Here is a 24,007-nt window from a genome sequence, read left to right as displayed (position 1 = left end):
CCCGTTTATCCTGTGAATCAGCCGAACAGCTCCTGCAGTTTCTCACCCGGGTCTGGCGCGCGCATGAAAGACTCCCCCACCAGGAACCCGTAAATGCCCCGTCTGGTCATGGCCTCAACGTCTGCACGGGTCATGATTCCGCTCTCGGTAATGGTCAGTCGGTTTTCGGCAATCCGGTGGTGCAGTTCAAAGGTGGTGTCCAGCGACACCTCAAAATTGTGCAGATTTCGGTTGTTGATGCCTACCAGCGGCGTGCTCAGGGTAAGTGCATCGTCTAATTCCTCGCCATCATGCACCTCCACCAGCACATCCAGGCCAATCTCATGGGCGATGCCCTCCAGTTCCTGCATCTGGTCTTTGGTCAGACAGGCGGCAATCAGCAGAATGCAGTCGGCGCCAATGGCCCGGCTTTCATACACCTGATAGGGCGCCACCATGAAGTCCTTGCGGATCACCGGCAGGCTGCAGGCCGCGCGGGCGGCTTTCAGGTAGTCTTCGTGGCCCTGGAAGAAATCTCGGTCAGTCAGCACTGACAAGCAAGCTGCACCGCCTTGTTCGTAGCTCTCGGCAATGCGTTCCGGTTCAAACGGATCACGCAGGATGCCTTTGCTGGGCGAGGCCTTCTTGATCTCGGCAATGACCGCTGGCCGCTGAGCTTCGATGCGGGTGCGCAGGGCATTGGCGAATCCACGCGCTGGAGCTTGATCGCTGGCCATGGCTTTCAGGTCTGCAATCGAAACCTTGGGCTTACGTTCATCAATTTCCTCCCATTTCCGATCAACGATTTTACGCAGGATGGTGGGAGTCTTATCCAAATGTCGTTCAGTCATCTCGTGCCTGCTGAATTGGGTGCTGGAGCCGATGATGGGGGCCTTTCCAAAACACGCCCACAAGTACGTCCCTGTAGGGCTTGACTGTAGCCATCCATGGCTACAGACAGTTTTGGAAAGGCCCCCACCACCGGCTCTTCAAACTTGGTCAGGGCCTTCCGGAGTTAGTGGCCCTTAGAAACACTGAGAAAAATCAGCCAGCTCCGACATCTTGCCAGCCGCCAAACCGGAACCCATGGCATCCAGTGCCATGTCGACGCCTTCTTTGGCGGTCTTGGCCAGGCCGGCGACATAGATGGCCGCGCCGGCGTTCAGCGCGATCATGTCGCGGGCTTTTTCGGTTGTCTCGTCGTGGTTGCGGCCGAAAGCGGCCTTGATCAGCTTCAGGGATTCGTCGGAGGAATTCACCGTCAGGCCCACCAGCGACTGGCTCTTGATGCCCAGGTCTTCCGGCGTCAGGTCGTATTCGGTGATTTCGCCATCTTTCAGTTCGGCAACATGAGTGACCGTGGCCAGACTGATTTCATCCAGGCCATCCTTCGAGCAGACCACCATGATGTGTTCTGCGCCCAGGCGCTGCATGACTTCTGCCATCGGGCGGCACAGTTCCCTGGTGAACACGCCGATAAGCTGGCGGGTGACGCCGGCCGGATTGGTCATCGGGCCAAGAATATTAAAGATCGTCCGGCAACCCAGCTCCCGGCGCGGACCGATGGCGTGTTTCATGGCGCCGTGGTGGGCCGGCGCAAACATGAAGCCGACGCCGATCTGTTCGACGCAGCGGGCCACTTCCTCCGGCTTCATGTCCAGATTGATGCCGGCCTTTTCGATCAGGTCGGCGCTGCCGCTCTTGGACGATACGCCCCGGTTGCCGTGCTTGGCGACGAAGCCGCCGGCTGCGGCCACCACAAAGGAAGAGGCAGAGGAGACGTTGAACAGATTGGCACCATCGCCCCCGGTGCCGACGATATCCACCAGCGGGCTGGCGTTGATGCTGACCTTGGTGGCCAATTCACGCATCACTTCGGTGGCGCCGGTGATTTCGTCGATGGTTTCGCTCTTCAGGCGCAGGCCCATCAGGAAGGCGCCGATCTGGGCGTCGGTGGCTTCGCCGTTCATCACAATACGCATCACATCCTTCATTTCGTCCCGGGACAGGTCCAGGTTGGAGGCAATGCGGTTCAGTGCTTGTTTCATGTCCATGGGGTCGTCGGCCTCTTGTTATGTTCTCAGGAAGTTGCGCAGCAGTTCATGGCCCTGTTCGGTCATGATCGACTCGGGGTGGAACTGCACGCCTTCGATGGGCAGGGTCTTGTGGCGTACGCCCATGATTTCTTCAACGGAGCCGTCGTCGTTGCGGGTCCAGGCGGTCACTTCCAGGCAATCGGGCAGAGTGTTCTTGTCGATCACCAGGCTGTGGTAACGGGTAGCCTGCAAGGGATTGTTCAGGCCGCGAAACACACCTGCATCCTTGTGGTACACCGCTGACACTTTGCCATGCATTACCTTGCCTGCCCGGATGACGTCGCCGCCGTATACCTGGCCGATGGACTGGTGGCCCAGGCAGATACCCAGGATAGGCAGTTTGCCGGCGAAATGACGAATGGCGTCCATGGAGATCCCCGCCTCGTTCGGCGTGCAGGGGCCCGGGGAAATCACCAGTCGCTCGGGGTTCAGAGCTTCGATTTGTTCAATGGTGATTTCGTCGTTCCGGTATACCTGTACGTCGGCACCCAGCTCAGCCAGGTACTGCACCACGTTGTAGGTGAAGGAATCGTAGTTATCGATCATCAGCAACATAATCTGTTCCTCCGCCTCAATGGTCGTAGTCGTTGTAGGTCATGGCCACGGCACGGAAAATGGCGCGGCCCTTGTTCATGGTTTCTTTCCATTCGAGGCGGGGAATGGAGTCTGCCACCACGCCGGCGCCGGCCTGGATGTGCAGGGTGTTGTCCTTGATGACCGCGGTGCGGATGGCGATGGCGGTGTCCATGTTGCCGTTGAACGACAGGTAACCGACCGCACCGCCGTATACGCCGCGCTTTACCGGTTCCAGCTCGTCGATAATCTCCATGGCGCGGATTTTCGGCGCGCCGCTGAGGGTGCCTGCGGGCAGGGTGGCGCGCAGCACGTCCAGGCAGCTGGTGTTTTCTTTCAGTCGACCGGTCACGTTAGAGACAATGTGCATCACGTGGGAATAGCGCTCCACGATCATCTTGTCGGTCAGCTTCACTGTGCCGGTTTCCGACACCCGGCCGGCGTCGTTGCGGCCCAGGTCGATCAACATCAGGTGCTCGGCGATCTCTTTCGGGTCGGCCAAGAGTTCCTTTTCCAGGGCTTTGTCCTCGGCATCGGTGGCACCACGCTTGCGGGTGCCGGCGATGGGCCGGACGGTGACTTCCTCATCTTCCACACGCGCCAGGATTTCCGGAGATGAGCCGACAATGTGGAAGTCTTCCAGATCCAGGAAGTACATATACGGTGACGGGTTGAGCACGCGCAGCGAACGGTAGAGGTTCAGGGGTGGTGCCTCGAAAGGAATCGACATGCGCTGGGAAATGACGGTTTGCATGACATCGCCATCCAGCACGTAGCCTTTGATCTTGTCCACCGCCGCTTCGAATCTGTCCTGGGTAAAGCCGGAAATAAAGTCGCTCTCGTCCACCACCTTGCCGCGTAGATGTTCCGGCGTGCGGGGGGCGTTGGCGGTCTGGCGGTGCAGTTGGCTTTCCAGCTCGTCGATGCGGCGTTGCGCCGCTTCGTAGGCGCCTTCAATAGACGGGTCCACGTGCACAATCAGATGCAACTTGCCGCGCAGGTTGTCGAACACCACGATTTCATTGGACACCATCAACAGAATATCCGGCGTGCCGATCTGGTCGGGCGGGCAGCTGTTGCGCAGGCGCTTTTCGATGTAGCGCACGGTGTCGTAGCCGAAATAGCCCACCAGGCCACCGTTGAACCGGGGCAGTTCGGGCAGGTCCGGGGCGTTAAAGCGCTTCTGGTAGTCGTCCACGAAAGCCAGAGGGTCATCGACCTCTGCCTGTTCGACCACTTCGCCGTTGCGGCTGACTTCGATGCGGTGGTCGAAGACTTTCAGAACTTCCTGGCTGGGTAAGCCAATGATTGAATAGCGACCCCATTTCTCGCCACCCTGTACCGATTCAAACAGGTAGGAGTATGGGCCGCTGGCCAGTTTCAGATAGGTGCTGAGGGGAGTGTCGAGATCCGCCAGAACTTCGCGGTACACAGGGATACGGTTATAGCCGGCTTCAGCGAGCTCGTGGAATTGCTCGGGTGTCATGGTTCGGTTTCCTGAAATCTGATCTGCGTTTTGTCAGAACGGTGTTACACCGCTGTGACCGGTGGTGCGGGCAAGCAGGCATGCGCCATCAGCCCCGGGGCTTGCTCAGCCGGTGCGCCATCGCCACCATCGTGTTGCGCGGGTTGTCAGGATGCCTCGCGCTGCAGTCAGATTCAGTCCCTGCACGGCAGGAATCTCCCGAATTGATGTGTTCAAAATAAAACGTCCTTGCGAGATTACAAAAGCTCGGCCAGCGAATCAACAACAGCATCTGCACCGAGACTGTCAACGGAGCCGCCAAAGTTATAGCCATACCTGACGGCGACGCAGGGGATGCCTGCTGCCAGGGCTGCATTGACGTCTGCCTTCGAGTCCCCGACCATCACCGTGGTGCCCCGTGTGCCGCCCAGTTTTTCCATGGCGTGCAGCAAGGGCGCCGGGTCCGGTTTTTTCACTGGCAGGGTATCGCCACCGACCGAGAGGTCGAACCACTGATCCAGACCGGTTTTTTCCAGCAGGGGCTGAACAAACTGGTCAGGTTTGTTAGTGACCACGGCCATCCGGCAGCCCAGTTGCCTCAGGTGGTCCAGACAGTCATGGACGCCGGGAAATACCTCGGAATGCCGGCCATTCAGCTGGCCGTAGGCGTGATAGAAAATGGTCAGGGCGTCGTTGAACAGCGCCTCATCTTTAGCGGTGGCGGGTTCCCAATCGGTTTTTCCGGCCAGGGCCCGGCGCACCAGAACCTGGGCGCCGTTGCCAACCCAGGTGCGCACCTTGTCCAGGCCTGCCGGGCTACGCCCCAGGTGCTCCAGCATCTGATCCACGGCGGCGGCCAGATCCGGTGCGCTGTCTACCAGCGTGCCGTCCAGATCAAACAGGGCGACTCCCGGCCAGCGGGCGTTGAACAGGCCTTTCAGGCTCATCCGCCGATCACCTTGCGGGCCTGCTCAAGTTCCTCTCGCATGGCATCGATGGTGGCCTTGTAATCCGGAGTGTTGAATATGGCAGAGCCGGCCACAAAGGTGTCGGCGCCGGCCTCGGCAATTTCCCGGATGTTGTCGGTTTTCACGCCACCATCGATTTCCAGGCGAATGTTGTAGTTGCTGGCATCAATCTTCTTGCGGGCTTCCTTGAGCTTGTCGAGGGTGCCGGGGATAAACTTCTGGCCACCGAAGCCCGGGTTCACTGACATCAGCAGCACCATGTCGAGCTTGTCCATGACGTAGTCCATGTAGCTCAGCGGGGTGGCGGGGTTAAACACCAGCCCGGCCTTGCAGCCGCCGTCGCGGATCAGTTGCAGGGAACGGTCGATGTGGTTGCTGGCCTCCGGGTGGAAGGTGATGTAGCTGGCGCCGGCGTCAATAAACATGCGGATCAGGTCATCCACCGGAGACACCATCAGGTGCACGTCGATGGGGGCGGTAACGCCGTGCTTGCGCAGGGCCTCGCACACCATGGGCCCGATGGTGAGATTGGGGACATAATGATTGTCCATCACATCGAAGTGCACCACGTCGGCACCAGCAGCCAGAACGTTATCGACTTCTTCTCCCAGGCGGGCGAAATCGGCGGAGAGGATGGATGGGGCAATCAGATATGGATTCATCGGGGCTCTCTCGGTGTAGTGAATTATCGGCCTCTGGGCAACCCTGCTAGTCTATCAGTTTGCCGGTCATTTTCGCAGCGGGATAGGTGCATTGGCTCATGGTGTTGAATGCAATCAGATTACTTTGTCTGTTCTTGATCAGCGGCTGGCTGAACGCCGCTGTGGCCCAGGATGGGGCGAAGGGGGGTGAGGAAGCGGAACCCGCGACCAAGGCTAATCCAGCGTCAAGATCGGGCTTTTCAACGGGTTTGGGCGAATGGGCGCTGGTACCGCGTTACCCGGAGCAGGCTGTCTGGCTCGATCTGGACGACGAAGGCCGGGCGTTGGGGTTGTTCCTGCCCGAATACGTTACGCCGGCAACCGGGGCTTTACTGATACTGGCCGACGAAGGCCAGACGGCCGATGAGGGTGTGCTGGGATCGTTGCGGGTGGCGCTGGCGGAGCGGGGTCTTGCGGTGATGACGGTTGGCCTCGGGCTGCCGCCGGAGGCGATACGCCGACATCGCATGGATGTCATGGCGCCTGGCCTGGATGATGACGCCGGACAGAACCCGGATCAGGGCGGGAATACACCGGATTCGGTCATGATTGATGTGGCTGAGGAACCGCCTCTTGATGACCTGACCGCAGATTTTCGAAATTCGGTTCGTACAATTCTGTCCGCCGGGGTAGCCGTATTGCAGCAGCGTGGCTATGAACGTGTGGGCGTGCTGGGCATTGGCTGGTCTGCCGACTATGTCACGGACTGGGCGGCGGACGCCGCTGCCGTGTCTGCGGTGGTCTGGCTGGCCCCCCGGTTTCCGGCCCGGCAGGCCGTTACCTTGCCCTCGTTGTTGAAGGAGCGAAACGGAGGACAGGGATGGCCGGTGCTGGATCTGCATGGTTCCGGTGGTCGCTCCGGGACAGAGGGCCAGGCGCGGGCGGCGGCGTTTGCTCGCGCGGACGTGGCCGGTTACGACCGTCAGCCCGTGGCCCTCAATCGACCACTCCGGGCTGAAGATGCGATGCGGGTTGCCAGCCGGGTCAGTGCCTGGCTGAAAAACCGGTCGGCCAGCGGGGATTAAAGTGCTCGATGTCTCTGGCGAATCAGTTCCCAGGCCTGTTGATAGCGTAACAACCGGTCTTTTGCCATCGCCACTTCCGAGGGCGTCAGTTTCTGTTGCGCCAGTTTGTCCGGGTGGCAGGCGGAAACCTGTTTGCGGTAAGCGCGTTTGATGGTCTCCAGCGAATCTCGCCGGGTCACGCCCAGAATCTGGCAAGCCTGCTCGTAGGTCGCCGGCTTTTGCGGCGGCGCGGCAGTGCGAATCCACACTTTGCTGGCGTAGCTTTCGAAAATGTCATCGCTGATGACAACGGGCAACCCCATATGGCTGATGGCGTCTTCGCATCGGTAGCGCCGGGCCTTGCCGGGCTGGCCGAGGATTTGTGCGCCATGGCACAGGCAGATAGCGGTTTTCAGGGCCGGTGCCGGCCAGAGCAGCAAGGCCAGGCGCAGCATCAGGCCCTGGCGCAGGGGCAGATGGTCAGTGTCCTTGCCCTTGCGAAACTGATCGATGGCTTTGCGGCGTTGCCTGGCCGACAGGGCCAGGGCTTTCATCAGGGCTTCGGCATAATGAATGTCCGGTTCCCGGACCCGGCCATCGGCCTTGGCAATGTAACCCAGAAAAAAGAATAGTGGCTTGCGGTACCAGCGCGGCAGGCGCGCGCGCTCCATCAGGGTGCTGGCCTGATGTCCGCAACTGGACAGTTCCTGCAGCAGTTCCTGGAACGACGACTCCATTCTCGCCGGCAGGGCGGGTGGATTGCTCTGCCTCATGATGTCCGGGCCCTTTCGTGCAGCCACTGGTCCAGGCTCTGCAATCGTTCTGGTGTGCCGACGTCCACCCACTGGCCGTTATGATGCAGGCCGGTGACCCGGTTGCGGGCCATGGCCCTGCGCAGCACAGGGCCAAGTTTGCCGGCGGAATCGTCCAGTTCATCAAACAGGCGCCGGTGCAGCACGCTTATACCGGAGAAGGTGAGTTTTTCGGTCCCGTCAGGGTTCAGAAAGCCGTTGTCCTGAAGATGAAAATCCCCCTCAGGGTGGTGGGGTGGATTAGAAACCATCACCAGCAGGGCATCGGCATTGGTCGGGGCCTGGAGCTGGCTGAAATCGAAATCGCTCCAGATGTCACCGTTGACCACCAGGAACCAGTCGTCGTCCGCGTCGGTCAGCAGAGGCAGGGCCCGGATGATGCCACCGGCGGTTTCCAGCGGTTCACCCTCTGCAGAGTAGCGAATGCTGACACCAAAGGCCTCTCCATCCCCCAGCCGGGCTTCAATCTGTTCCCCCAGCCAGGCATGGTTGATCACAATGTCGCTGAAACCGGCGTCGCGCAGGCGCTCGATATGATGAACGATCAGGGGCTGCCCCCCGGCTGACAGCAACGGCTTGGGGGTGGTCAGGGTCAGCGGGCGCATACGCTCGCCTTTGCCGGCGGCGAGAATCATAGCCTTCATGGTCAGCGAACTCCCGGCTCCGGCAGCGGGCCAATGCGCTGTTCGATGGCCGGAATCACGGTGCTGCAGAGCCACTCGTGAAAATGCCGGAAGGCTGGTTGCCGGGCGCTGGCATCTCGCAGATAACTGACGGTGCGGGGAATGTCAGCCAGGTAGCCGGTCTTGCCGTCGCGAATGGCGAGGCGGGCAAAAATGCCGGCGGCTTTCAGATGGCGCTGCATGCCCATGAGCTCAAACCACTGCCGGAAAGTATCTGCATCAGCGCGGTGCAAGCCGGCCTGCTGGCTGGCGTTACGAAAATGCTCCAGCCAGCTTGCCAGTCGCTGTTCCGGCCAGCGCACGTAGCAGTCTTTGAGCAGGGAGACGGCATCATAGGTGATGGGGCCGCGTACGGCATCCTGAAAATCGATCACGCCGGGAACCGTCTGGCTATCACGGACCAGAAGATTGCGGGAGTGGTAATCGCGGTGCACGGTGACTTCCGGCTGCGCCAGGGCACTCTCCCGGAGCAGGCCGAAGGCGGTGTCCAGCAGCGCCCGTTCCTGGTTGTCGAGTTCCAGCCCCAGGTGTTTTTCCAGCAGCCAGTCCGGGAATAGCGCCATCTCCCGGTCGAGCAGGGCTTGGTCATAGGCGGGCAGTGGGTAGTCTGCCGGGTCGTCCAGCCCGGCAATACGCGCCAGTTCGTTCAGCGCGGCCCGATACAGGGTGTCCACATCGCCCTGTTCCAGGGCCGTTAACATCAGCAGATCGCCCAGGTCTTCCAGTAACAGAAAACCCTGCTCAAGATCCTCGGCGGCAATGGCGGGCACGGCGATACCGTGTTGATGCCAGTGCCGGGCGATGGCCACAAACGGAACGCAGTCCTCGTGCTCCGGTGGAGCATCCATCACAATGAAGGGGGCGGGTTGCCCGCCCGGCACGTCTTTCCAGACCCGGAAGTACCGTCGAAAACTGGCGTCGCCGGAAACCGGTGTCGGGCTGGCGGCCGAGAAGCCGGGAATTTGCCTGACCCAGCGGGTCAGCAACTGCAAACGGTTATCCATGGTCAGATCAGCATTCCTGGATCGGTGGATGATGGCCGGCGCGTTAACCGGGCACTCTCTGCACCGGAGTATAAAGAGGGTAAAACGGAATTGCAGCGGGCTTTCCGTTAACAAGCCTTGAGGGCGCGTGTAAACTAGGTGCCCTTACGCCCAGCCATCATTCAAATGGAACAGGAATTTCGTCAACGTGCCCAGCCATTGCTCCTCCCTGTTGTGCGCCAGGTTCCGGCTTTCAAGCCTGGCCGTCATCGTGGCATTGGCAGCGAGTGGCGTACGTGCCGAGGGGGCGGGTAGCAGCCCCAGCGCCGCTGAGATTGACTGGCGCCCGCGCAGTGAATTACCGCCAGAGGTGGCCGGTCGGCTGCCGGTATTCTGCGAGGGAGGTTATCTGCCTGGCACGGTTGGCGGCGATGGCGCCGTGGTGCCGGGCGAGGGCATTGAGGGTTCCATGCCACTGGAAGCCAGTGCCCTGAACGCCCGCTATGAACTGGATAGCGAACTCTACCTGCAGGGTGATGTGCGCCTGCGCCAGGGTCCGTTCCAGGCGACCGGCGCGGAGGCACGGTACAACCAGCAGTCCGGCGAATTGCAACTGCAAGGACCGCTGGTCAGCCGAGGTGAAGGCTTTCTGCTGACCGGGCAGGACGCGAACTATTCTACCCAGTCCGGGCAACTGGATATCAACACGGCCACGTTTCTCCTGCACGAGTCGGAACTCAGGGGCGAGGCCTCATCCCTGTCCAGGGTCAGTGAAAGCCAGGTGGTTATCTCCGATGGCATGATCACTACCTGTGGTCCGGGCCAGAACGACTGGTCGATTGTGGCATCGGACATCGAGCTGGATCAGGCGGAAGGTTTTGGTACTGCACGGCACGTGCGGCTGGAAGTGTTGGATGCGCCGGTATTCTACTGGCCTTACATTACCTTCCCGATTGATGACCGCCGCAAGACCGGTTTCCTGTATCCCCAGTTTGGCTCGTCCAGCGCTGGTAGCGGGGCTTATCTGGCCTTGCCGTACTATCTGAATCTGGCACCCCATTATGATGCCACCCTCACACCGCAGTATATCCACGGTCGCGGCCTGTTCACGGAAGTGGAGGGGCGCTACCTCAGTCAGTATGGCGAATCGGTGCTGCAGCTGGGGTATATCGACAATGATTCTGCTTTTCGGGATGAAAATCCGGGTGAAAATGGCGAGCGCTGGGCTCTTGATTTCACCACCCGGGCGGCATTTGGCGGAGGCTGGAGCGGCTACGGCGATTACTCGGTGATTTCAGATGAGGATTATCTGAGCGATCTGAATCGCAGTCTCGAAATAGACCAGGCGACGCATCTTCAGCGTCGGGGTGGTGTTCGTTACTACGGAGCCAATCAGTACTTTGAAACGTACCTGAACGGCTACCAGACCATCCCTGACCGTATTGCCGACGTTGATAAGCCCTATGCCCAGTTGCCGGAAGTGATCTACGGTGGCTCGCTGGAAGCCGGCTGGCTTGAGGCCAGCCTGGAAAGCCAATACACCTGGTTCTACCGGGACAATGAGAACCTTACCGGCCTGGACAAGGCCAACGGCCAGCGGTTACGGGCGATTCCCGAACTGGCGTTGCCCATGAGGGCGCTCTGGGGCTTCAGTCGTCCCTCGGTCAGCCTCGACTACACCCGCTACGAGCTGGATGACTACACCCTGGGTGACGCCGGCTTTGACCGCACCGTGCCGGTGTTCGAGTGGGACAATGGTTTGTACTTTGATCGTCGATCCAGCCTGTTTGACTTACCCTACAACCAGACCCTGGAGCCCCGGCTGTATTACGCCTGGGCCGATGCCGAATCCGATCAGAACTATATCCCGGATTTTGATACCGGCATCCGCAGTTTCCGCTTTGACCAGCTGTTCCGGCGGGACCGGTTTACCGGCGGGGATCGGGTCGGTGACGCCAACCAGTTGACGGTGGCGCTCACCAGTCGTTTCAATGATCTCCTGACCGGGGCGGAGCGGGCCAGGGTGAGTGTTGGCCAGGTGCGCTATTTCGAAGATCGTGAAGTGGATCTGTTTGGCGAGGGCGCATCCGACCGGAGCCGCTCACCGCTGGCGGGCGAGTTGGTGCTGAACCCCATCGACAATCTGGAGCTTCGTTCTTCCCTGCTGTGGGATCACGAAACCCGGAAAACCGAAGAGGGCCGCAGCCAGCTGATTTTCCACTCCGAGGATTATCGTTACCTGGCGACACTCGGACATACCTACAGCCGGCCGGATGAGCTGGAACAAACCGACATTGGAACGGTCTTTCCGGTAACGGACCAGGTCAGTGCCATTGGTCGCTGGGTCTGGGATTCTCAGCTCGACCGAACTGTGGGCACCCTTGCCGGTCTGGAATATAACAACTGCTGCTGGAGTTTTCAGGTGGTGCACCAGAACTACCTGACTGATGACGAAGAACTGGACACCCGCTTGCTGTTCCGGATTGAACTGAAAGGTCTGGGCGGCAGTGGCGGTGCATCCGACAACATCGCGGACGCCATCTACGGCTACGACGAGCGCGAGCGCCGGAGGTTCGGAAACCCGCGCCGTTGAACGAACCCGAATCTGCAGGCCGACCCGGCTGCGATCACGATTTTACAAACCAAGAGGTGATTATGAAGGCGACTGTCCGCCACGGACTGACAATTCTGCTGACACTGGCCATGGTGGTGTTGTCAGTGACTGCTCAGGCCGAACGAAAACTGCTGGACCGTGTGGTTGCGATCGTGGATGACGAGGTGATCCTCCAGAGTGAGCTGGACGCCCGTATCAATACCATTGTCGGTCGCCTGAGTGCGCAGGGCACTGGTCTGCCGCCCCGGGAACTGCTTGAGCAGCGGGTACTGGACCAACTGATTCAGGAATCCCTGCAGCTGCAGATGGCCGACCAGATGGGCATGCGCATCAGCGACAACGAGCTGAACGAAACCCTGGCCAATATTGCCCGCAGCAACGGTATGACCCTGGCCGAATTCGAAGGCCAGCTGGCGGAAGAAGGGGTGACCTATCAGCAGGCCCGTGAGCAGATCCGCAATGAAATGCTGACCAGCCGGGTGCAGCAGCGCCGCGTAGGTAACCGGGTACGCGTTACCGACCGGGAAGTGGAAAACTATCTCCAGGCTCAGCAAGCCAACGGCAGTACCGATGCCGAATACCGTCTGGCCTATATCTTTATCGAAGTTGACGACCCGGCCAGCGAAGCGTCGGTGGATGAGGCCCGGGAGACAGCACAGGCCTTGCGCCAGCAGATTGCCAACGGTCGGGACTTCCGGGAAGTAGCGGTTGCCGAATCCGATGCCAGCAACGCTCTGGAAGGGGGCGACATGGGCTGGCGATCTGAGAGCCAGTTGCCCTCACTGGTCGCACCGGTGGTACCGGATCTGGAAGTTGGTGAGCCTTCGCAGGTGCTGGAAAACAACAGTGGTTTTCATCTGGTGATGGTGATGGACAAGCGCGGCGGTGAGCAGCAGCAATTCATCCAGCAGCACCGGGTCCGGCATATCCTGGTGCGGCCTTCCGAAGCGGTGACTGATGTGCAGGCGGAGCAGCGCATTCGCGAGATCTACCAGCAGTTGCAGGATGGCGCCGACTTTGCCGATCTGGCCCGTGAACGCTCGGACGATCCGGTCTCCGGCTCGGACGGGGGTAATCTGGGCTGGGTAAGCCCGGGCCAGATGGTGCCCGCTTTTGAAGAAGCCATGAATCAGGCGCAGGTGGGCGAATATTTCGGGCCTTTTCGGTCCCAGTTTGGCTGGCACATCCTGCAGGTGGAGGAGCGCCGGCGCCAGGACGTGACCGAACAGAATCGCGAGTCCCAGGCTCGTCAGGCCATCTACATGCGGAAATTCGAGCTGGAATTGCAGAACTGGCTGCGTGAGATTCGGGACGAAGCCTTTGTTGAGTTCAAGGGTGAATATGCCGATATGAACCCGGAGAGCGAGGAAGCAGACCCGTCATGAGCACACCGGTGATCCTGGCACTCACTGCCGGCGAACCGGCCGGTATCGGCCCGGAACTGTGCCTGCAACTGGCAACCGGGAGCCGGGACGCCGGCCTGGTGGTGATTGCCAGCCGCGAACTGCTACGGGACAGGGCCAGCCAGCTCGGACTCCAGGTTGAGCTGCATGACTGGCAACCAGGTGTGGCGGCAGCAACCCGGGCGGGTCATTTGTCGGTACGGCATGTTGAAGGTTGTGGTTCCACGGTGGCCGGCCGGCTTGATCAGGGTAACAGTCAGTACGTGCTGGACACCCTGACCATCGCCGCCCGGGGTTGCCTGAATGGCGATTTCGACGGCATGGTGACTGCACCTGTGCACAAGGGCGTTATCAACGAAGCCGGCATCGTCTTCAGTGGCCACACCGAATTCCTGCAGGAGCTGTGTGGCGTAGAACGGGTGGTGATGATGCTGGCCACGGAAGAACTCCGGGTGGCATTGGTAACCACCCACTTACCCCTGAAAGACGTTTCTGCGGCCATTACACCGGACCGGCTGACTCAGGTGACGCGTATTCTGAACGCGGACCTGAAAGCCTTTTTTGGTATTGATCAGCCGCGCATTCTGGTGGCTGGCCTGAATCCCCACGCCGGTGAAGGGGGCCATCTGGGCCGGGAAGAAATCGAGGTGATTGAGCCGACCCTCGAACAGCTGCGGGCCGAGGGAATTCAACTGACCGGGCCGTTGCCGGCGGACACCCTGTTCACCCCGCACTGGCTCGACAATGCCGATGCGGTATTGGCCATGTATCACGATCAGGGCCTGCCGGTACTGAAATTCCAAGGCTTTGGCCGGGCCGTTAATATCACCCTGGGCTTGCCCATTGTCCGTACCTCGGTTGACCATGGCACTGCCCTGGATCTGGCTGGTACCGGCAAGGCCGATGCCGGCAGCCTGCATACCGCTATCCGTGTGGGCGAGCAGATGGCCCGCTGCCGCAAGGCCGCACGGGCCGGAGAACTGTCATGAGCAACAAACACGGGCACCAGGCCCGTAAACGGTTTGGCCAGAACTTCCTGCATGATCCAGGTGTGATAGAACGCATCGTGCGCGCGATCAATCCCAAGCCGGAAGACTCGATTGTTGAAATCGGCCCCGGTCTGGGGGCTATTACCGAAGAAATCCTTGCCATCAATCCCCGTTTGCAGGTGGTGGAACTGGACCGGGACCTGATTCCGGTGCTGCGCACCAAGTTCTTCAACTACCCGGAATTCCGGATTCACGAGGCCGATGCCCTCAGTTTCGATTTCAGCCAGTTGGTGAGTGACCGGCCTTTGCGCATTGTCGGCAACCTGCCTTACAACATCTCCACCCCGCTGATCTTTCATCTGCTGTCCCAGAGCGGTGTGGTGCAGGACATGCACTTCATGTTGCAGAAGGAGGTGGTGCAGCGGCTGGCGGCGGTACCGGGCGACAACAATTACGGCCGCCTGGGTATCATGGCCCAGTATTTCTGCAAGGTGCAGCCGCTGTTCGAAGTAGGCCCTGGCGCCTTCCGCCCGGCCCCGAAAGTGGACTCCGCCATTGTCCGCCTGGTGCCCCACAAGGAACTGCCGTACCCCGCGAAAGACCTGAAAACGCTGCAGGCAGTGGTACGCACCGCGTTCAATGCCCGCCGAAAAACCCTGCGCAAGGCGCTGGCGGCCATGGTTACCGTAGAACAGCTGCAGTCCCTCGGAATCAACGATGGCCTGCGCCCGGAAAACCTGGGCCTGGCCGACTATGTCAGGATTGCGGATTTGCTGGCAGACACTGGTAAGCTGCAGGCAGATGACAGCGAGGTAAGTGATGACTGACTACGCCATCGGCGATATTCAGGGTTGCTACGATCGGCTGCGGGATGTGCTGGCGAAGGTTGATTTTTCGCCGTCCCGTGACCGGCTCTGGGTGGCCGGTGATCTGATTAACCGCGGCCCGTCATCACTGGAAACCCTGCGCTACATCGAAAGCCTGGGCGATGCCGCCGTTGTGGTACTGGGCAACCACGACCTGCATCTGCTGGCGGTCGCGCTTGGCGGCCACAGACCGAAGCGCAAGGATACGTTGCATGACATTCTGGACGCACCGGATCACGACCGGCTGATCCAGTGGCTGCGCCAGCAGCATCTGTGCGTGCACGACGCCGGCCGAAACCTGGTGATGGCCCATGCCGGTCTGCCGCACATCTGGAGTGTGGAGCAGGCCGTGGCCTGTGCCCGGGAAGTGGAAGCCGTGATCCGGGACGACCAGGCGAGCGAATATTTCAGCCAAATGTATGGCAATCAGCCTGAAACCTGGTGTGATACCCTCACCGGTATGGATCGCTGGCGAGTGATTACCAATTATTTTACCCGCATGCGTTTTATTGCCAGCGACGGCCGCCTGGAACTGGCTACCAAAGAGTCGGCCGATCAGGCGCCTGAGGGCTATGCCCCCTGGTTTACCTATCCCCGTCAGGACGATGTAAAAGTGGTGTTTGGCCACTGGGCTGCGCTGGAAGGCAACACCGGCAGCGACCGGTTTATCGGGCTGGACACCGGGTGTGTATGGGGCGGCGCCCTGACCATGATGAATCTCGATACCGGAGAGAAAATCCACTGTGACTGCGGCTGACCTCGGAACCCGGATTGTACTCTGGGCACTTGTCGCCGGCGCCGTCGCCGGCCTGCTGGCCGTTATGGCTGGCGCTTTCGGTGCTCATGGCCTGCGCCATGTGGTATCCGAACGCGGCCTTGAGGTATTCCAGACGGCTGTCAGCTACCAGATGTACCATGCCCTGGCTTTGGTGGCCGCGAGTCTGATGCCGGCGCTTGGCCTGCCGCGAAATCTGTTGACCCTGTCCTGTGGCTTCTGGCTTGCCGGGATGTTGCTGTTCAGTGGCAGTCTCTACCTGCTGGTTCTGACAGGAATCCACTGGCTGGGTCCGGTGACACCGGTGGGCGGCGTCTGCTTTATGGTGGGCTGGGTGTTGCTGATTGTCGCAGCCCTGAAGAAGTAACGGAGGCAATGGTAACCATGTTGGTACAGGTGAATGGCGAGGCGATGGAACTCCCAAGCGGAGCGACCATTGCCGCCCTGATAGAACAACTCACCCTGACCGGGAAACGCCTGGCGGTGGAGGTAAACGAAGACATTGTACCCCGCAGCCAGCACCCGCAGTTCACCCTGAATGAAGGTGACCGGGTGGAAGTGGTCCACGCCATCGGTGGCGGTTGATACCTCACCAGAGCCAGGCGGTTCCCGCTCTTACTTTATCCAGATAACTCAGGCAGGTTATGACAGAGACACCAGAGATTCAGCTCCCCGAAGACAAACCCCTGGAAATCGCCGGCAAGGTGTACCAGTCCCGCTTGTTGGTGGGCACTGGCAAATATCACGATCTGATGGAAACCGGTCATGCCATCGAGGCCAGTGGCGCCGAGATCGTGACTGTGGCGGTACGCCGTACCAACCTGGGCCAGAACCCGGATGAACCCAACCTGCTGGACGTGATTTCCCCGGAAAGCTACACCATCCTGCCCAATACCGCCGGCTGCTACACCGCCAAAGATGCGGTCCGCACTTGCAAGCTGGCCCGGGAACTGCTGGATGGGCACGATCTGGTCAAGCTGGAAGTGCTGGGCGAACATAAAACCCTGTATCCTAACATGCCGGAAACCCTGGTCGCGGCAGAAGAGCTGATCAGGGATGGTTTCAAGGTAATGGTGTACTGCTCGGACGACCCGTTGCTGGCCATGCGCCTGGAAGAAATGGGCTGCGTGGCCATCATGCCTCTGGGTGCACCGATTGGATCGGGCCTGGGTATCCAGAACCGCTACAACATCCGGCTGATTGTCGAGAACGCCAAGGTGCCGGTGCTGGTGGATGCGGGCGTCGGTACGGCCTCAGACGCTACCATTGCCATGGAGCTGGGCTGTGACGGGGTGCTGATGAACACCGCGATCGCCCAGGCCAAAGACCCGATCAGAATGGCCAATGCCATGCGCCTGGCCATCGAATCCGGCCGTGAAGCCTACCTGGCCGGTCGTATGCCCAAGAAACTGTATGCCAGTGCCTCGTCACCGATCGACGGCACTTTTTTCTGAAAAGTCCCTCCCTCGCCGGGGAGGGCATATAAAACCAAAACCAGAATTTCAGAGCGCTGTAGTCCTGTCATGACCAACCAGAAACCCAGTCGCCGGGAGTCTATTCTCCAGGCGCTAGTCGAGCTGTTGCAAAGCGATCCCGGTGCCCGAATCACCACGGCCGGCCTGGCCAAAACCGTGGGCGTTACCGAAGCGGCCTTGTACCGGCATTTTCCCAGCAAGCGCAAAATGTTTGAGGCGCTGATCGAATTTGCCGAGGAGGCGGTTTTTTCCCGTTGCCAGGTGATTCTGCAGGAACAGGAGGATGTGCGCGTGCGCCTGCAGCAGCTGTCGCATCTGGTGCTGGTGTTTGCCGAGCGTAATCCGGGCCTGTGCTGTGTGCTGACTGGCGATGCGCTGATGGGGGAGGATGAATCCCTGAGAAAGCGGGCATCCCAGTTTTTCGAGCGGCTGGAAACCCAGATTCGCCAGGCCCTGAAAGAAGGTGAAATCCGTCAGGGACTGCGGCCCAGAACCACGGCTGCCCGTGGTGCGGACTTTGTCATGGTGTTCGTGGAAGGCCGGATTCAGCGCTTTGTGCGCTCTTCGTTTTCGCGCTTGCCGACGAGTGATTTCGACGAGGCCTGGGGGCTGGTGTCTGAGGTGGTCTGGGGTTGAGCCGTGGAGTTTCGTTCACCTAGCCTTCCAGTGGACTGCCTGTTGTGACTGGGGTTTACCCTCGTAGCGGTTTCGGGAAAGGGATCCCAGCCCATGCCTAACTCCAAAATATCAGGCTAGGTGTTGGCGATATTATCCAACCTTACTCGTATCCGGAAGCAATCCGCAGAATTGAGCGCACTGGCGCCCACACGGCCGGCGCCGAGATGAGAATATCCCGTCCATAGAGATCCGCCGGATAGCCCTCCGGAACTTCCCCGAAATGGCCTACCGTAGCGCCAGCTTCTTTTGCGATCAGGCGGGCGGCGGCGAAGTCCCAGGGGCTGACGTTTTCGTAGTAGATGTCCAGCCGGCCACAGGCCACCCAGCAGATATCCAGAGCGGCCGATCCGATCCGGCGCAGGTCTCGGCACTGATGAATCATGGCGTCCAGTCGGCGTACCAGTGGCTCCAGGTTGTCCTTGGTGTACGGAAAACCGGTGGCGAACAGCGATTGCCTGGGCTTGGTCGCTCCGCTGTGGCGGATTGGCTGGTTGTTCAGGGTTGCGCCTTCGCTTTCGGTAGCCCGGAAGGTCTCGCCGGGAAACGGCGCGTGCACAACGCCCACCCGCACTTTGCCCTTCTCGGCGTAGGCGATGGACACCGCAACCTGGGGATGGCCGTAAGCGTAGTTCACCGTGCCGTCGATGGGATCGACTATCCACAATGGCGTTTCCAGCTCTTCCGCCTGGGACAGATCCGGCATGGTTTCCTCAGAGAGGATGCGGTGGTGGGGGAAGCGTTCGCGGATGGTACCGGTGATGAACTCGTCGGCCATCACGTCGGCGTGGGTGACCAGTTCGGTCTGGTGTTTGTAGTCGGTGCGCAGGGTGTTTTCTTCCCGCTCGTGACGGATCAATTCGCCGGCTTCGCGGGCCAGGGCTTCGGTGAAATCGGTGATTTCCTGGAGAGAAACTGAGTCAGACATGGCACCCCCGCGGTTTTTGAAACTGTGAGGGTGCCAGTCTAGCACGGCAGGTTTACAGGCTGTTCAGCCACTTCTCCATTTTATCCATGGCCAGCACCAGTCTTGGGCAGGCCTGCTGGATATAGCTGTCATCCAGCTCCTGGTCGGCGTAATCGTCACCGGCCAGTTTCAGGGCCGCGGCACCGTCGAAATCGACAAACGCCAGGCGGGCGCCCAGGTGATCCGGTACGAAGCCGAAATCACTGGAGGGCAGGATGGCGACGCCGGTATTCTCCAGCAGGGCGGTGCAGAAGGCCTGGGAAGTCTTGATGTCCTTGCGGGCCAATTGGTCGCGGAAACCGGAGAAGTCCGGGAACAGGTAGAACGCACCTTCGGGCTTCTGAACCACAGCGCCCATGTCGGTCAGACGGCGATGCATGTATTCACCCACCACTTTCAGAACCCGGCGCGACTGAACCAGATATTCCTCAATATCCTCACCACCATTGAAAGCAGCAATGGCAGCGTGCTGGATGGGGGCGCTGGTCGCCGTGTAGGTTTCGCTGGCGATGATCGCCATGGCGTCCTGCAGTGGCCTCAGCTCGGGCGGGAAGATAAAGGTACCCAGGCGCCAGCCGCCGGCGCCGGCCCACTTGGACAGGCCGGTGCTGATGATGGTGCCTTCCGGGTAGTAGCGGGCAATGGACTTGTGCTTGCCCTCAAAGTGAACTTCTCCGTAGATCTCGTCTGAGAGCAGGATCAGCTTGTACTTGCGGGCCACGTTGGCGATGGCCAGCAGCTGGTCGTCGGTGTAGGTGCAACCGGTGGGGTTGGACGGGTAGTTGAGAATCAGGATTCGCGGGCGCGACGGGTCGTCCCGGCAGATAATGTCCAGTTCCTCGGCGGTCAGCTGCCAGTTGTTCTCAGCGTGGGTCGGCAGCCAGTGCACCGAGCGACCGATGATGCGGGCCTGGGGCGCGTAGGACACCCAGCTCGGGCGCGGGATCAGCAGGTCGCCGTAGTAGGCCAGCTGCAGCATGAACAGCAGCTCTTTGGAGCCCGGGCCGATCAGCACGTCTTCCCAGGTACAGCGCATGCGCTCGCTGCGGTTGATGTAGCCGGCGATGGCTTCACGCAGGCCCTTCAGACCTTTGACCGGCAGATAATCTTTTTCGTGGGCGTGCTCCTTGAGGGCGTCGACCACGCGATCCGGTACCGGGAACGGCGACTGCCCCAGCCCCAGTTTGATGATGTCCTTGCCTTCGGAACGGAGCTGGTTACTGAGCTCGTTGATGCGCAGGGTGGCGGAGGGCTGGATGCCCCGTACGTTCAGGTTAATCGCGTAACGGTGGTCGTTTTTTATGTCCATTGTCCCGGTCTGTTGGTTGGAGGGTGACAACGGCAGTATAGGAAACCCAAACATATCTGTGATGGGGGTGCGGATAGGGGATTGCCGAAGTCTGCAGGCAGACTTTGGTCGAATCCCCGGCTGGTCAGGGGTTCTTGATCCAGACTTCTACCCGGCCATTGCGCAGGTTTCCCTTGCCGCCAACGGGCATGTAGTGGCCATAACCTGTGTAGGCGACGTTCGCCACACCTGCCTGGCCCAGTGCCTTGCGCACCGACAACGCTCTCAGCTCGGAAATCATCTGGGCCCGAAGTTCGTGACTCTGTGCATCTGCAAAACCGATCAACAGCAGATCACTGGCGTCGCGATTGTGCTGTCGCAGGTAATGCTTCACCCGTAGCAGATCCCGCTGGGCCTTGTTGTCGAGCTTGGTGCGGGCTTCGGCAAAGCGGAAATTGACGGTCAGGCGCTGGTAATTGCTGGTCAGTCGCCGGAAGCTCTCTGGTACGGAGGTGTCGAATTCCGGTTTTACCGCGATCGGATTCTGGGAAATAAACCCGGATTCGGCCACCAGGTTCTGGCCATCCTCTTCCAGTGCATAGTCGATCAGGCCTTTGGCGAAAGTCGGTGTTCTATCTCCCATGGTATACATGAACAGTCGGCGGGAGAGTGGGTAGTCTTCGCTGGCAACCGTGAGCTGATTCGGTTTCAGGGCCGGGGCATTGCCTTCGGAAATCGCCAGCAGTTTGCTGTTGCGCACCGAGGCCAGGCCGGAGAAGCCGATACCACCGGGATCGCGGGACACGTCATCGGACAGCTGGTCGTTGGATTCGTAGCGTTTGGCGGATTCGTCCAGGCGGTAGCTTTTACCCAGAACCAGGGATTTAAAGGTATCCCAGGTGCCAGAACGATCATCCCGGGCGTAGAGCCGTATTGGCCGGTCCGGCCCGCCAAGTTCCGACCAGTTGCGAATCTGGCCAGCGAAAATGCGCCCGAGCGTATCGATACTCATGGCATTGATAGGGTTCTCGGGGTGCACCAGTACGGCAAGGCCATCAATAGCGATGACATGCTCACTTTCAAGGGCCGTCAGGTCGGCCTTCTGGCGAACCTGTTCCGCCTCAGCGGCTTTGACCGGTCGGGAGGATGCCCAGATCTGCGCCTGACCGCTGGCCAGGGTGCGGAAGCCGGTGCTGGAGCCGTGGGCGGCCACCAGAACACTGATGGGACCCTGTTCGGTCTCGGTCAGCAGAATCTGCTCGTTCTCGGTGCCCGTAGCCCGGCGACTGACCGACCCATTACCCTGCTGTGCCAGATAGCCGCTTACCAGCATGGGTGCCAGTGTGGCGCCGACGGTGTTGGAGCCGTGAATTTCCAGCTCATGGGCGTAGGCGCTGGCGCAGAGACTGGCGCTTGCAAGCAGTGCCAGCCAGTGGCCGGCGGTCTTCCTTGTGAAATCAGGCATCGTGTTGAAAACCTTTTCAGATCAGATGGTTGTGATGCCGGAAGGATGCTTCAGAAATATGACATTTATGTTTCAGGCGAGATCAGTTGGCGCGAAAGGTTCAATACTTTTGTAATAAAGTGTTAAGCAGGCCGCTGAGGCGCCGGGCTTGCTGGCTTATAGTGGGGTGTCCGCAGTAACAAAAACAAACACAAACACAGCGGGGCACTATCATGCATGTGACATCGCTCCGGCATGGCTCATCTTCGGAAGAACATCATCGAACCGCAGCCTTTGAGAAGGTTTTGCTGGTCGATGACCACGCCCTGTTTGCGCAGGCGCTGGCGGGCCTGATCCGGCAGGAGGAACTGGCGCTCTCGGTGGTCACGGTGGGCACGCTGGAGGACGCGGCCGAGCAACTGGTCCATGGCACCGGGGTCGATCTGGTATTGCTTGACCTGGCACTTAACGGAGAAGCCGGACTTTCGCTGTTGCCGCGTCTGGCTGGCTTGCGGAACACCCCGCCGGTGGTGATTATCTCCAGCAGTGAGGACGAAAGCACCGTCAGGGCCGTGCGAACGGCCGGGGCGGCGGGGTTTCTGGCCAAATCGGCCGGCCGGGCGGCACTGGTTCGTATGATGCAATCGGTACGGCGGGGGCAGGGCTATTTCCCCGGGGGTATGGCGCCTCTGGTGTCGGAGACCCCGTTAACACCACGTCAGCTCGAAGTGCTGACGCTCCTCGCCCAGGGGTTTCCCAACAAACGCATCTGCCAGAGCTTGGGCCTGACCGAACACACGGTCAAAACCCACCTGAAAGCGATCTTTACCCAACTGGGGGTGCACAATCGGACTGAATGCGTGAACCGGGCCCGGGCCCTGGGCTGGTTGTAACAGCAATCGGCAGTGCCACCCAGAATACCGCTCCCCGGCCCGAAGATGATTCGGTTCCACATTGCCCGCCCATGAGCCGGGAGAATTCGCGCACGATGGTCAGGCCCAGCCCGAGCCCCGCCTGGTGGCTGGCACCGGCACGGATGTAGGGGTCGAAGACCTGTGTGTGCAGACTTTCCGGCAGCCCACGCCCGTCATCGCACACCCGGATGCGGGCCCAGTTCCCGGTGGTGACCGTGTTGACCTGAATGCGCTGGCCACCACTGTGGTCGGCGGCATTGATGACCAGGTTCTGCAATACTCGCAACAGCAAGCTGGGATCCGCGGTCAAGGCCAGCCCGGGCTCGGCCGGGGCAATGTCCAGGCGGATGTCGCGACGGGACAAGGTGTCTGACAGCAGATCTTCAAGCTCCTGCAACGTATGGTTCAGTTGCACAGGCTGGAGCTCCGGCTGAATCATGCCCTCGTTCAGTCGGGCGCTGTCGAACACCGTTCCCAGCAGATTACGGAGCTGGCCCACGGTATCACGAAGCTGATTCATCACCTCGGAGTGTTCGCGTTCAGGTTGCAGCGTTTCCAGCGTCAGGTCGATGACATTCAGGGGTTGGCGAAGATCATGGCTGGCCGCGGTAATCAGCTCGGTTTTCCGACGGCTTTCGTCCCTGGCGGACTGGTGTAACAGATCCAGTAACTGGCGGTCGAGAAAGTGGGCCCGGTGACGGTACTCGCTGATCCAGGCGCCCACCATACCGATGACATTCGCCGTCATCAGAAAAAACAGATTGGTGAGGGTGGCGGTGGCGGGGTTGCCGGCCCAGAGCTCGGCCAGCAGGTAGGCCCACACCAGAACAAAGGACGCCACCGATGCGGAGACAAACGGCAGTCCCATGGCAAAGTACCCGAACATCAGCATGAGTATCATGCCCTCATAAGGCAGGGGGTAGCTGTGCCAGCGGGCAGCCAGGATAATGGCAATGACGCTCAGGCCTCCGGCGATATAGGCAAACACATACAGGCGCTCGAAGCGGAGGTCGTTGGGGGTTTTCCGGTGGGCTAGCCAGAGAACCAGGGCGATGATCGGGCAGGTAATGGCCAGTCTTATTCCAGCCGTGAAACGGGCCAGCTCGGCTGGCAGGGTCATCAGGTCTACCAGGGCGTACACCAGAAAGAGCAGCAGACCAGCGATAGATGCCAGTCTCGCCCGTTGGCGGATTAACGCAGAACGCGCTTTGCGGTAGTCGGCTTCCAGTGCCGGCACAAAACGCAGGGTCTGGAAGCCTCTGGCCTGTTGCTGTTGGATTTGTTCGGCCGTCATGGTCGGGATATCCACGGAACACAAGCTCCGATTCTAGAA

Annotated in this window: 24 protein-coding genes; 11 read left to right on the top strand and 13 right to left on the bottom strand. The window is 60.2% G+C overall.

Going from position 1 to position 24,007, the window contains the following annotated elements; translation table 11 throughout:
* Positions 1–17: 17 nt before the first annotated feature.
* The 6 genes from trpC to rpe all read right to left on the bottom strand — a co-directional run bounded on the left by trpC (position 18) and on the right by rpe (position 5,743).
* The gene (gene trpC, locus OZ656_RS18285) at positions 18–830 is read right to left on the bottom strand and encodes an indole-3-glycerol phosphate synthase TrpC (protein WP_278351072.1); all 813 of its coding nucleotides are present in this window, start codon (positions 828–830) and stop codon (positions 18–20) included.
* 174 nt (positions 831–1,004) lie between these two features.
* Entirely contained in the window at positions 1,005–2,033 is a 1,029-nt protein-coding gene (trpD, locus tag OZ656_RS18280) for an anthranilate phosphoribosyltransferase (RefSeq protein WP_273031208.1), read from the bottom strand.
* 18 nt (positions 2,034–2,051) lie between these two features.
* Positions 2,052–2,630: an aminodeoxychorismate/anthranilate synthase component II gene (locus OZ656_RS18275; RefSeq protein WP_011786929.1), complete on the bottom strand. Its 579-nt coding sequence runs from the start codon at positions 2,628–2,630 to the stop codon at positions 2,052–2,054.
* 16 nt (positions 2,631–2,646) lie between these two features.
* Positions 2,647–4,134 carry an anthranilate synthase component I gene (trpE, locus tag OZ656_RS18270; RefSeq protein WP_011786928.1) on the bottom strand — a complete coding sequence of 496 codons (1,488 nt, stop codon included), beginning with the start codon at positions 4,132–4,134 and terminating at the stop codon, positions 2,647–2,649.
* 236 nt (positions 4,135–4,370) lie between these two features.
* Complete coding sequence (locus OZ656_RS18265) at positions 4,371–5,060, bottom strand: phosphoglycolate phosphatase (protein WP_014422790.1); 690 nt, start codon at positions 5,058–5,060, stop codon at positions 4,371–4,373.
* The gene (gene rpe, locus OZ656_RS18260; protein ID WP_011786926.1) at positions 5,057–5,743 is read right to left on the bottom strand and encodes a ribulose-phosphate 3-epimerase; all 687 of its coding nucleotides are present in this window, start codon (positions 5,741–5,743) and stop codon (positions 5,057–5,059) included. The genes OZ656_RS18265 and rpe overlap by 4 nt, the downstream gene beginning before the upstream one ends.
* 98 nt (positions 5,744–5,841) lie before the next feature.
* Here rpe and OZ656_RS18255 point away from each other — a divergent pair, with 98 nt between their 5' ends.
* Positions 5,842–6,807, top strand: a complete 966-nt coding sequence (locus tag OZ656_RS18255; protein WP_288589336.1) for a DUF3530 family protein — start codon at positions 5,842–5,844, stop codon at positions 6,805–6,807.
* Here OZ656_RS18255 and OZ656_RS18250 read toward each other — a convergent pair.
* Genes OZ656_RS18250 through OZ656_RS18240 form a run of 3 tightly spaced genes read right to left on the bottom strand, consistent with a single transcriptional unit; the run spans position 6,804 to position 9,285 of the window.
* Positions 6,804–7,559 (bottom strand): DnaJ domain-containing protein, encoded by a 756-nt coding sequence (locus tag OZ656_RS18250; RefSeq protein ID WP_036149899.1) that lies wholly within the window; start codon positions 7,557–7,559, stop codon positions 6,804–6,806. The genes OZ656_RS18255 and OZ656_RS18250 overlap by 4 nt on opposite strands.
* Positions 7,556–8,242, bottom strand: coding sequence for an N-acetylmuramate alpha-1-phosphate uridylyltransferase MurU (gene murU, locus OZ656_RS18245; RefSeq protein WP_288589335.1), 687 nt, complete (start codon positions 8,240–8,242; stop codon positions 7,556–7,558). Before murU ends, OZ656_RS18250 begins: the two co-directional genes overlap by 4 nt.
* A 2-nt stretch (positions 8,243–8,244) precedes the next feature.
* Positions 8,245–9,285: an aminoglycoside phosphotransferase family protein gene (locus OZ656_RS18240; protein ID WP_183577347.1), complete on the bottom strand. Its 1,041-nt coding sequence runs from the start codon at positions 9,283–9,285 to the stop codon at positions 8,245–8,247.
* Positions 9,286–9,523: 238 nt separating this feature from the next.
* Between OZ656_RS18240 and OZ656_RS18235 the strand changes: the two genes are divergently transcribed.
* The 9 genes from OZ656_RS18235 (at position 9,524) to slmA (ending at position 18,022) form a co-directional block, all read left to right on the top strand.
* The gene (locus OZ656_RS18235) at positions 9,524–11,857 is read left to right on the top strand and encodes an LPS-assembly protein LptD (RefSeq protein WP_226596007.1); all 2,334 of its coding nucleotides are present in this window, start codon (positions 9,524–9,526) and stop codon (positions 11,855–11,857) included.
* A 62-nt stretch (positions 11,858–11,919) separates the two neighbouring features.
* On the top strand, positions 11,920–13,263 hold the full coding sequence (locus tag OZ656_RS18230) for a peptidylprolyl isomerase (protein ID WP_031210318.1): 1,344 nt from the start codon (positions 11,920–11,922) through the stop codon (positions 13,261–13,263).
* Positions 13,260–14,270: a 4-hydroxythreonine-4-phosphate dehydrogenase PdxA gene (gene pdxA / locus OZ656_RS18225; protein ID WP_222179566.1), complete on the top strand. Its 1,011-nt coding sequence runs from the start codon at positions 13,260–13,262 to the stop codon at positions 14,268–14,270. Before OZ656_RS18230 ends, pdxA begins: the two co-directional genes overlap by 4 nt.
* Entirely contained in the window at positions 14,267–15,097 is an 831-nt protein-coding gene (rsmA, locus tag OZ656_RS18220) for a 16S rRNA (adenine(1518)-N(6)/adenine(1519)-N(6))-dimethyltransferase RsmA (RefSeq protein WP_022993142.1), read from the top strand. The genes pdxA and rsmA overlap by 4 nt, the downstream gene beginning before the upstream one ends.
* A complete protein-coding gene (locus tag OZ656_RS18215) occupies positions 15,090–15,893 on the top strand; it encodes a symmetrical bis(5'-nucleosyl)-tetraphosphatase (RefSeq protein WP_022993141.1) in 804 nt (267 codons plus the stop codon). Before rsmA ends, OZ656_RS18215 begins: the two co-directional genes overlap by 8 nt.
* A complete protein-coding gene (locus OZ656_RS18210; protein ID WP_286896542.1) occupies positions 15,880–16,278 on the top strand; it encodes a DUF423 domain-containing protein in 399 nt (132 codons plus the stop codon). The genes OZ656_RS18215 and OZ656_RS18210 overlap by 14 nt, the downstream gene beginning before the upstream one ends.
* Positions 16,279–16,295: 17 nt before the next feature.
* Entirely contained in the window at positions 16,296–16,496 is a 201-nt protein-coding gene (gene thiS, locus OZ656_RS18205) for a sulfur carrier protein ThiS (RefSeq protein ID WP_031210319.1), read from the top strand.
* Between the two features lie 59 nt (positions 16,497–16,555).
* On the top strand, positions 16,556–17,365 hold the full coding sequence (locus OZ656_RS18200) for a thiazole synthase (RefSeq protein WP_022993138.1): 810 nt from the start codon (positions 16,556–16,558) through the stop codon (positions 17,363–17,365).
* A gap of 69 nt (positions 17,366–17,434) precedes the next feature.
* On the top strand, positions 17,435–18,022 hold the full coding sequence (slmA, locus tag OZ656_RS18195; RefSeq protein WP_272998476.1) for a nucleoid occlusion factor SlmA: 588 nt from the start codon (positions 17,435–17,437) through the stop codon (positions 18,020–18,022).
* Between the two features lie 142 nt (positions 18,023–18,164).
* On the opposite strand, the gene OZ656_RS18190 is transcribed toward slmA, so the two are convergent.
* From OZ656_RS18190 to OZ656_RS18180, 3 genes are all read right to left on the bottom strand, one after another.
* Complete coding sequence (locus OZ656_RS18190; RefSeq protein ID WP_379944776.1) at positions 18,165–18,989, bottom strand: inositol monophosphatase family protein; 825 nt, start codon at positions 18,987–18,989, stop codon at positions 18,165–18,167.
* Between the two features lie 52 nt (positions 18,990–19,041).
* Positions 19,042–20,337 carry a pyridoxal phosphate-dependent aminotransferase gene (locus OZ656_RS18185; protein ID WP_379944775.1) on the bottom strand — a complete coding sequence of 432 codons (1,296 nt, stop codon included), beginning with the start codon at positions 20,335–20,337 and terminating at the stop codon, positions 19,042–19,044.
* A gap of 124 nt (positions 20,338–20,461) precedes the next feature.
* Entirely contained in the window at positions 20,462–21,781 is a 1,320-nt protein-coding gene (locus tag OZ656_RS18180) for a substrate-binding domain-containing protein (RefSeq protein ID WP_153740202.1), read from the bottom strand.
* Positions 21,782–21,993: 212 nt separating this feature from the next.
* Between OZ656_RS18180 and OZ656_RS18175 the strand changes: the two genes are divergently transcribed.
* Entirely contained in the window at positions 21,994–22,653 is a 660-nt protein-coding gene (locus tag OZ656_RS18175; protein WP_153740201.1) for a response regulator transcription factor, read from the top strand.
* Here OZ656_RS18175 and OZ656_RS18170 read toward each other — a convergent pair.
* Positions 22,586–23,968, bottom strand: coding sequence for a sensor histidine kinase KdpD (locus OZ656_RS18170; protein ID WP_206769444.1), 1,383 nt, complete (start codon positions 23,966–23,968; stop codon positions 22,586–22,588). The two genes, OZ656_RS18175 and OZ656_RS18170, sit on opposite strands and share 68 nt — an antisense overlap.
* Positions 23,969–24,007: the final 39 nt, after the last annotated feature.

It is taken from the genome of Marinobacter sp. LM1 (assembly GCF_042763285.1).
Lineage (GTDB): Bacteria > Pseudomonadota > Gammaproteobacteria > Pseudomonadales > Oleiphilaceae > Marinobacter > Marinobacter nauticus.
This window is presented reverse-complemented; position numbering and strand designations above follow the sequence as displayed.

Bases quoted from the DNA above. Each gene is read 5' to 3' on its own strand.
- rpe (WP_011786926.1), bottom strand. From the start codon at position 5,743: ATGAATCCATATCTGATTGCCCCATCCATCCTCTCCGCCGATTTCGCC.
- pdxA (WP_222179566.1), top strand. From the start codon at position 13,260: ATGAGCACACCGGTGATCCTGGCACTCACTGCCGGCGAACCGGCCGGT.
- rsmA (WP_022993142.1), top strand. From the start codon at position 14,267: ATGAGCAACAAACACGGGCACCAGGCCCGTAAACGGTTTGGCCAGAAC.
- OZ656_RS18175 (WP_153740201.1), top strand. From the start codon at position 21,994: ATGCATGTGACATCGCTCCGGCATGGCTCATCTTCGGAAGAACATCAT.
- murU (WP_288589335.1), bottom strand. From the start codon at position 8,242: ATGAAGGCTATGATTCTCGCCGCCGGCAAAGGCGAGCGTATGCGCCCG.
- OZ656_RS18170 (WP_206769444.1), bottom strand. From the start codon at position 23,968: ATGACGGCCGAACAAATCCAACAGCAACAGGCCAGAGGCTTCCAGACC.
- slmA (WP_272998476.1), top strand. From the start codon at position 17,435: ATGACCAACCAGAAACCCAGTCGCCGGGAGTCTATTCTCCAGGCGCTA.
- trpC (WP_278351072.1), bottom strand. From the start codon at position 830: ATGACTGAACGACATTTGGATAAGACTCCCACCATCCTGCGTAAAATC.
- thiS (WP_031210319.1), top strand. From the start codon at position 16,296: ATGTTGGTACAGGTGAATGGCGAGGCGATGGAACTCCCAAGCGGAGCG.
- OZ656_RS18215 (WP_022993141.1), top strand. From the start codon at position 15,090: ATGACTGACTACGCCATCGGCGATATTCAGGGTTGCTACGATCGGCTG.
- OZ656_RS18200 (WP_022993138.1), top strand. From the start codon at position 16,556: ATGACAGAGACACCAGAGATTCAGCTCCCCGAAGACAAACCCCTGGAA.
- OZ656_RS18250 (WP_036149899.1), bottom strand. From the start codon at position 7,559: ATGAGGCAGAGCAATCCACCCGCCCTGCCGGCGAGAATGGAGTCGTCG.
- OZ656_RS18190 (WP_379944776.1), bottom strand. From the start codon at position 18,989: ATGTCTGACTCAGTTTCTCTCCAGGAAATCACCGATTTCACCGAAGCC.
- OZ656_RS18185 (WP_379944775.1), bottom strand. From the start codon at position 20,337: ATGGACATAAAAAACGACCACCGTTACGCGATTAACCTGAACGTACGG.
- trpD (WP_273031208.1), bottom strand. From the start codon at position 2,033: ATGGACATGAAACAAGCACTGAACCGCATTGCCTCCAACCTGGACCTG.
- OZ656_RS18255 (WP_288589336.1), top strand. From the start codon at position 5,842: ATGGTGTTGAATGCAATCAGATTACTTTGTCTGTTCTTGATCAGCGGC.
- OZ656_RS18275 (WP_011786929.1), bottom strand. From the start codon at position 2,630: ATGTTGCTGATGATCGATAACTACGATTCCTTCACCTACAACGTGGTG.
- OZ656_RS18240 (WP_183577347.1), bottom strand. From the start codon at position 9,285: ATGGATAACCGTTTGCAGTTGCTGACCCGCTGGGTCAGGCAAATTCCC.
- trpE (WP_011786928.1), bottom strand. From the start codon at position 4,134: ATGACACCCGAGCAATTCCACGAGCTCGCTGAAGCCGGCTATAACCGT.
- OZ656_RS18230 (WP_031210318.1), top strand. From the start codon at position 11,920: ATGAAGGCGACTGTCCGCCACGGACTGACAATTCTGCTGACACTGGCC.
- OZ656_RS18180 (WP_153740202.1), bottom strand. From the start codon at position 21,781: ATGCCTGATTTCACAAGGAAGACCGCCGGCCACTGGCTGGCACTGCTT.
- OZ656_RS18265 (WP_014422790.1), bottom strand. From the start codon at position 5,060: ATGAGCCTGAAAGGCCTGTTCAACGCCCGCTGGCCGGGAGTCGCCCTG.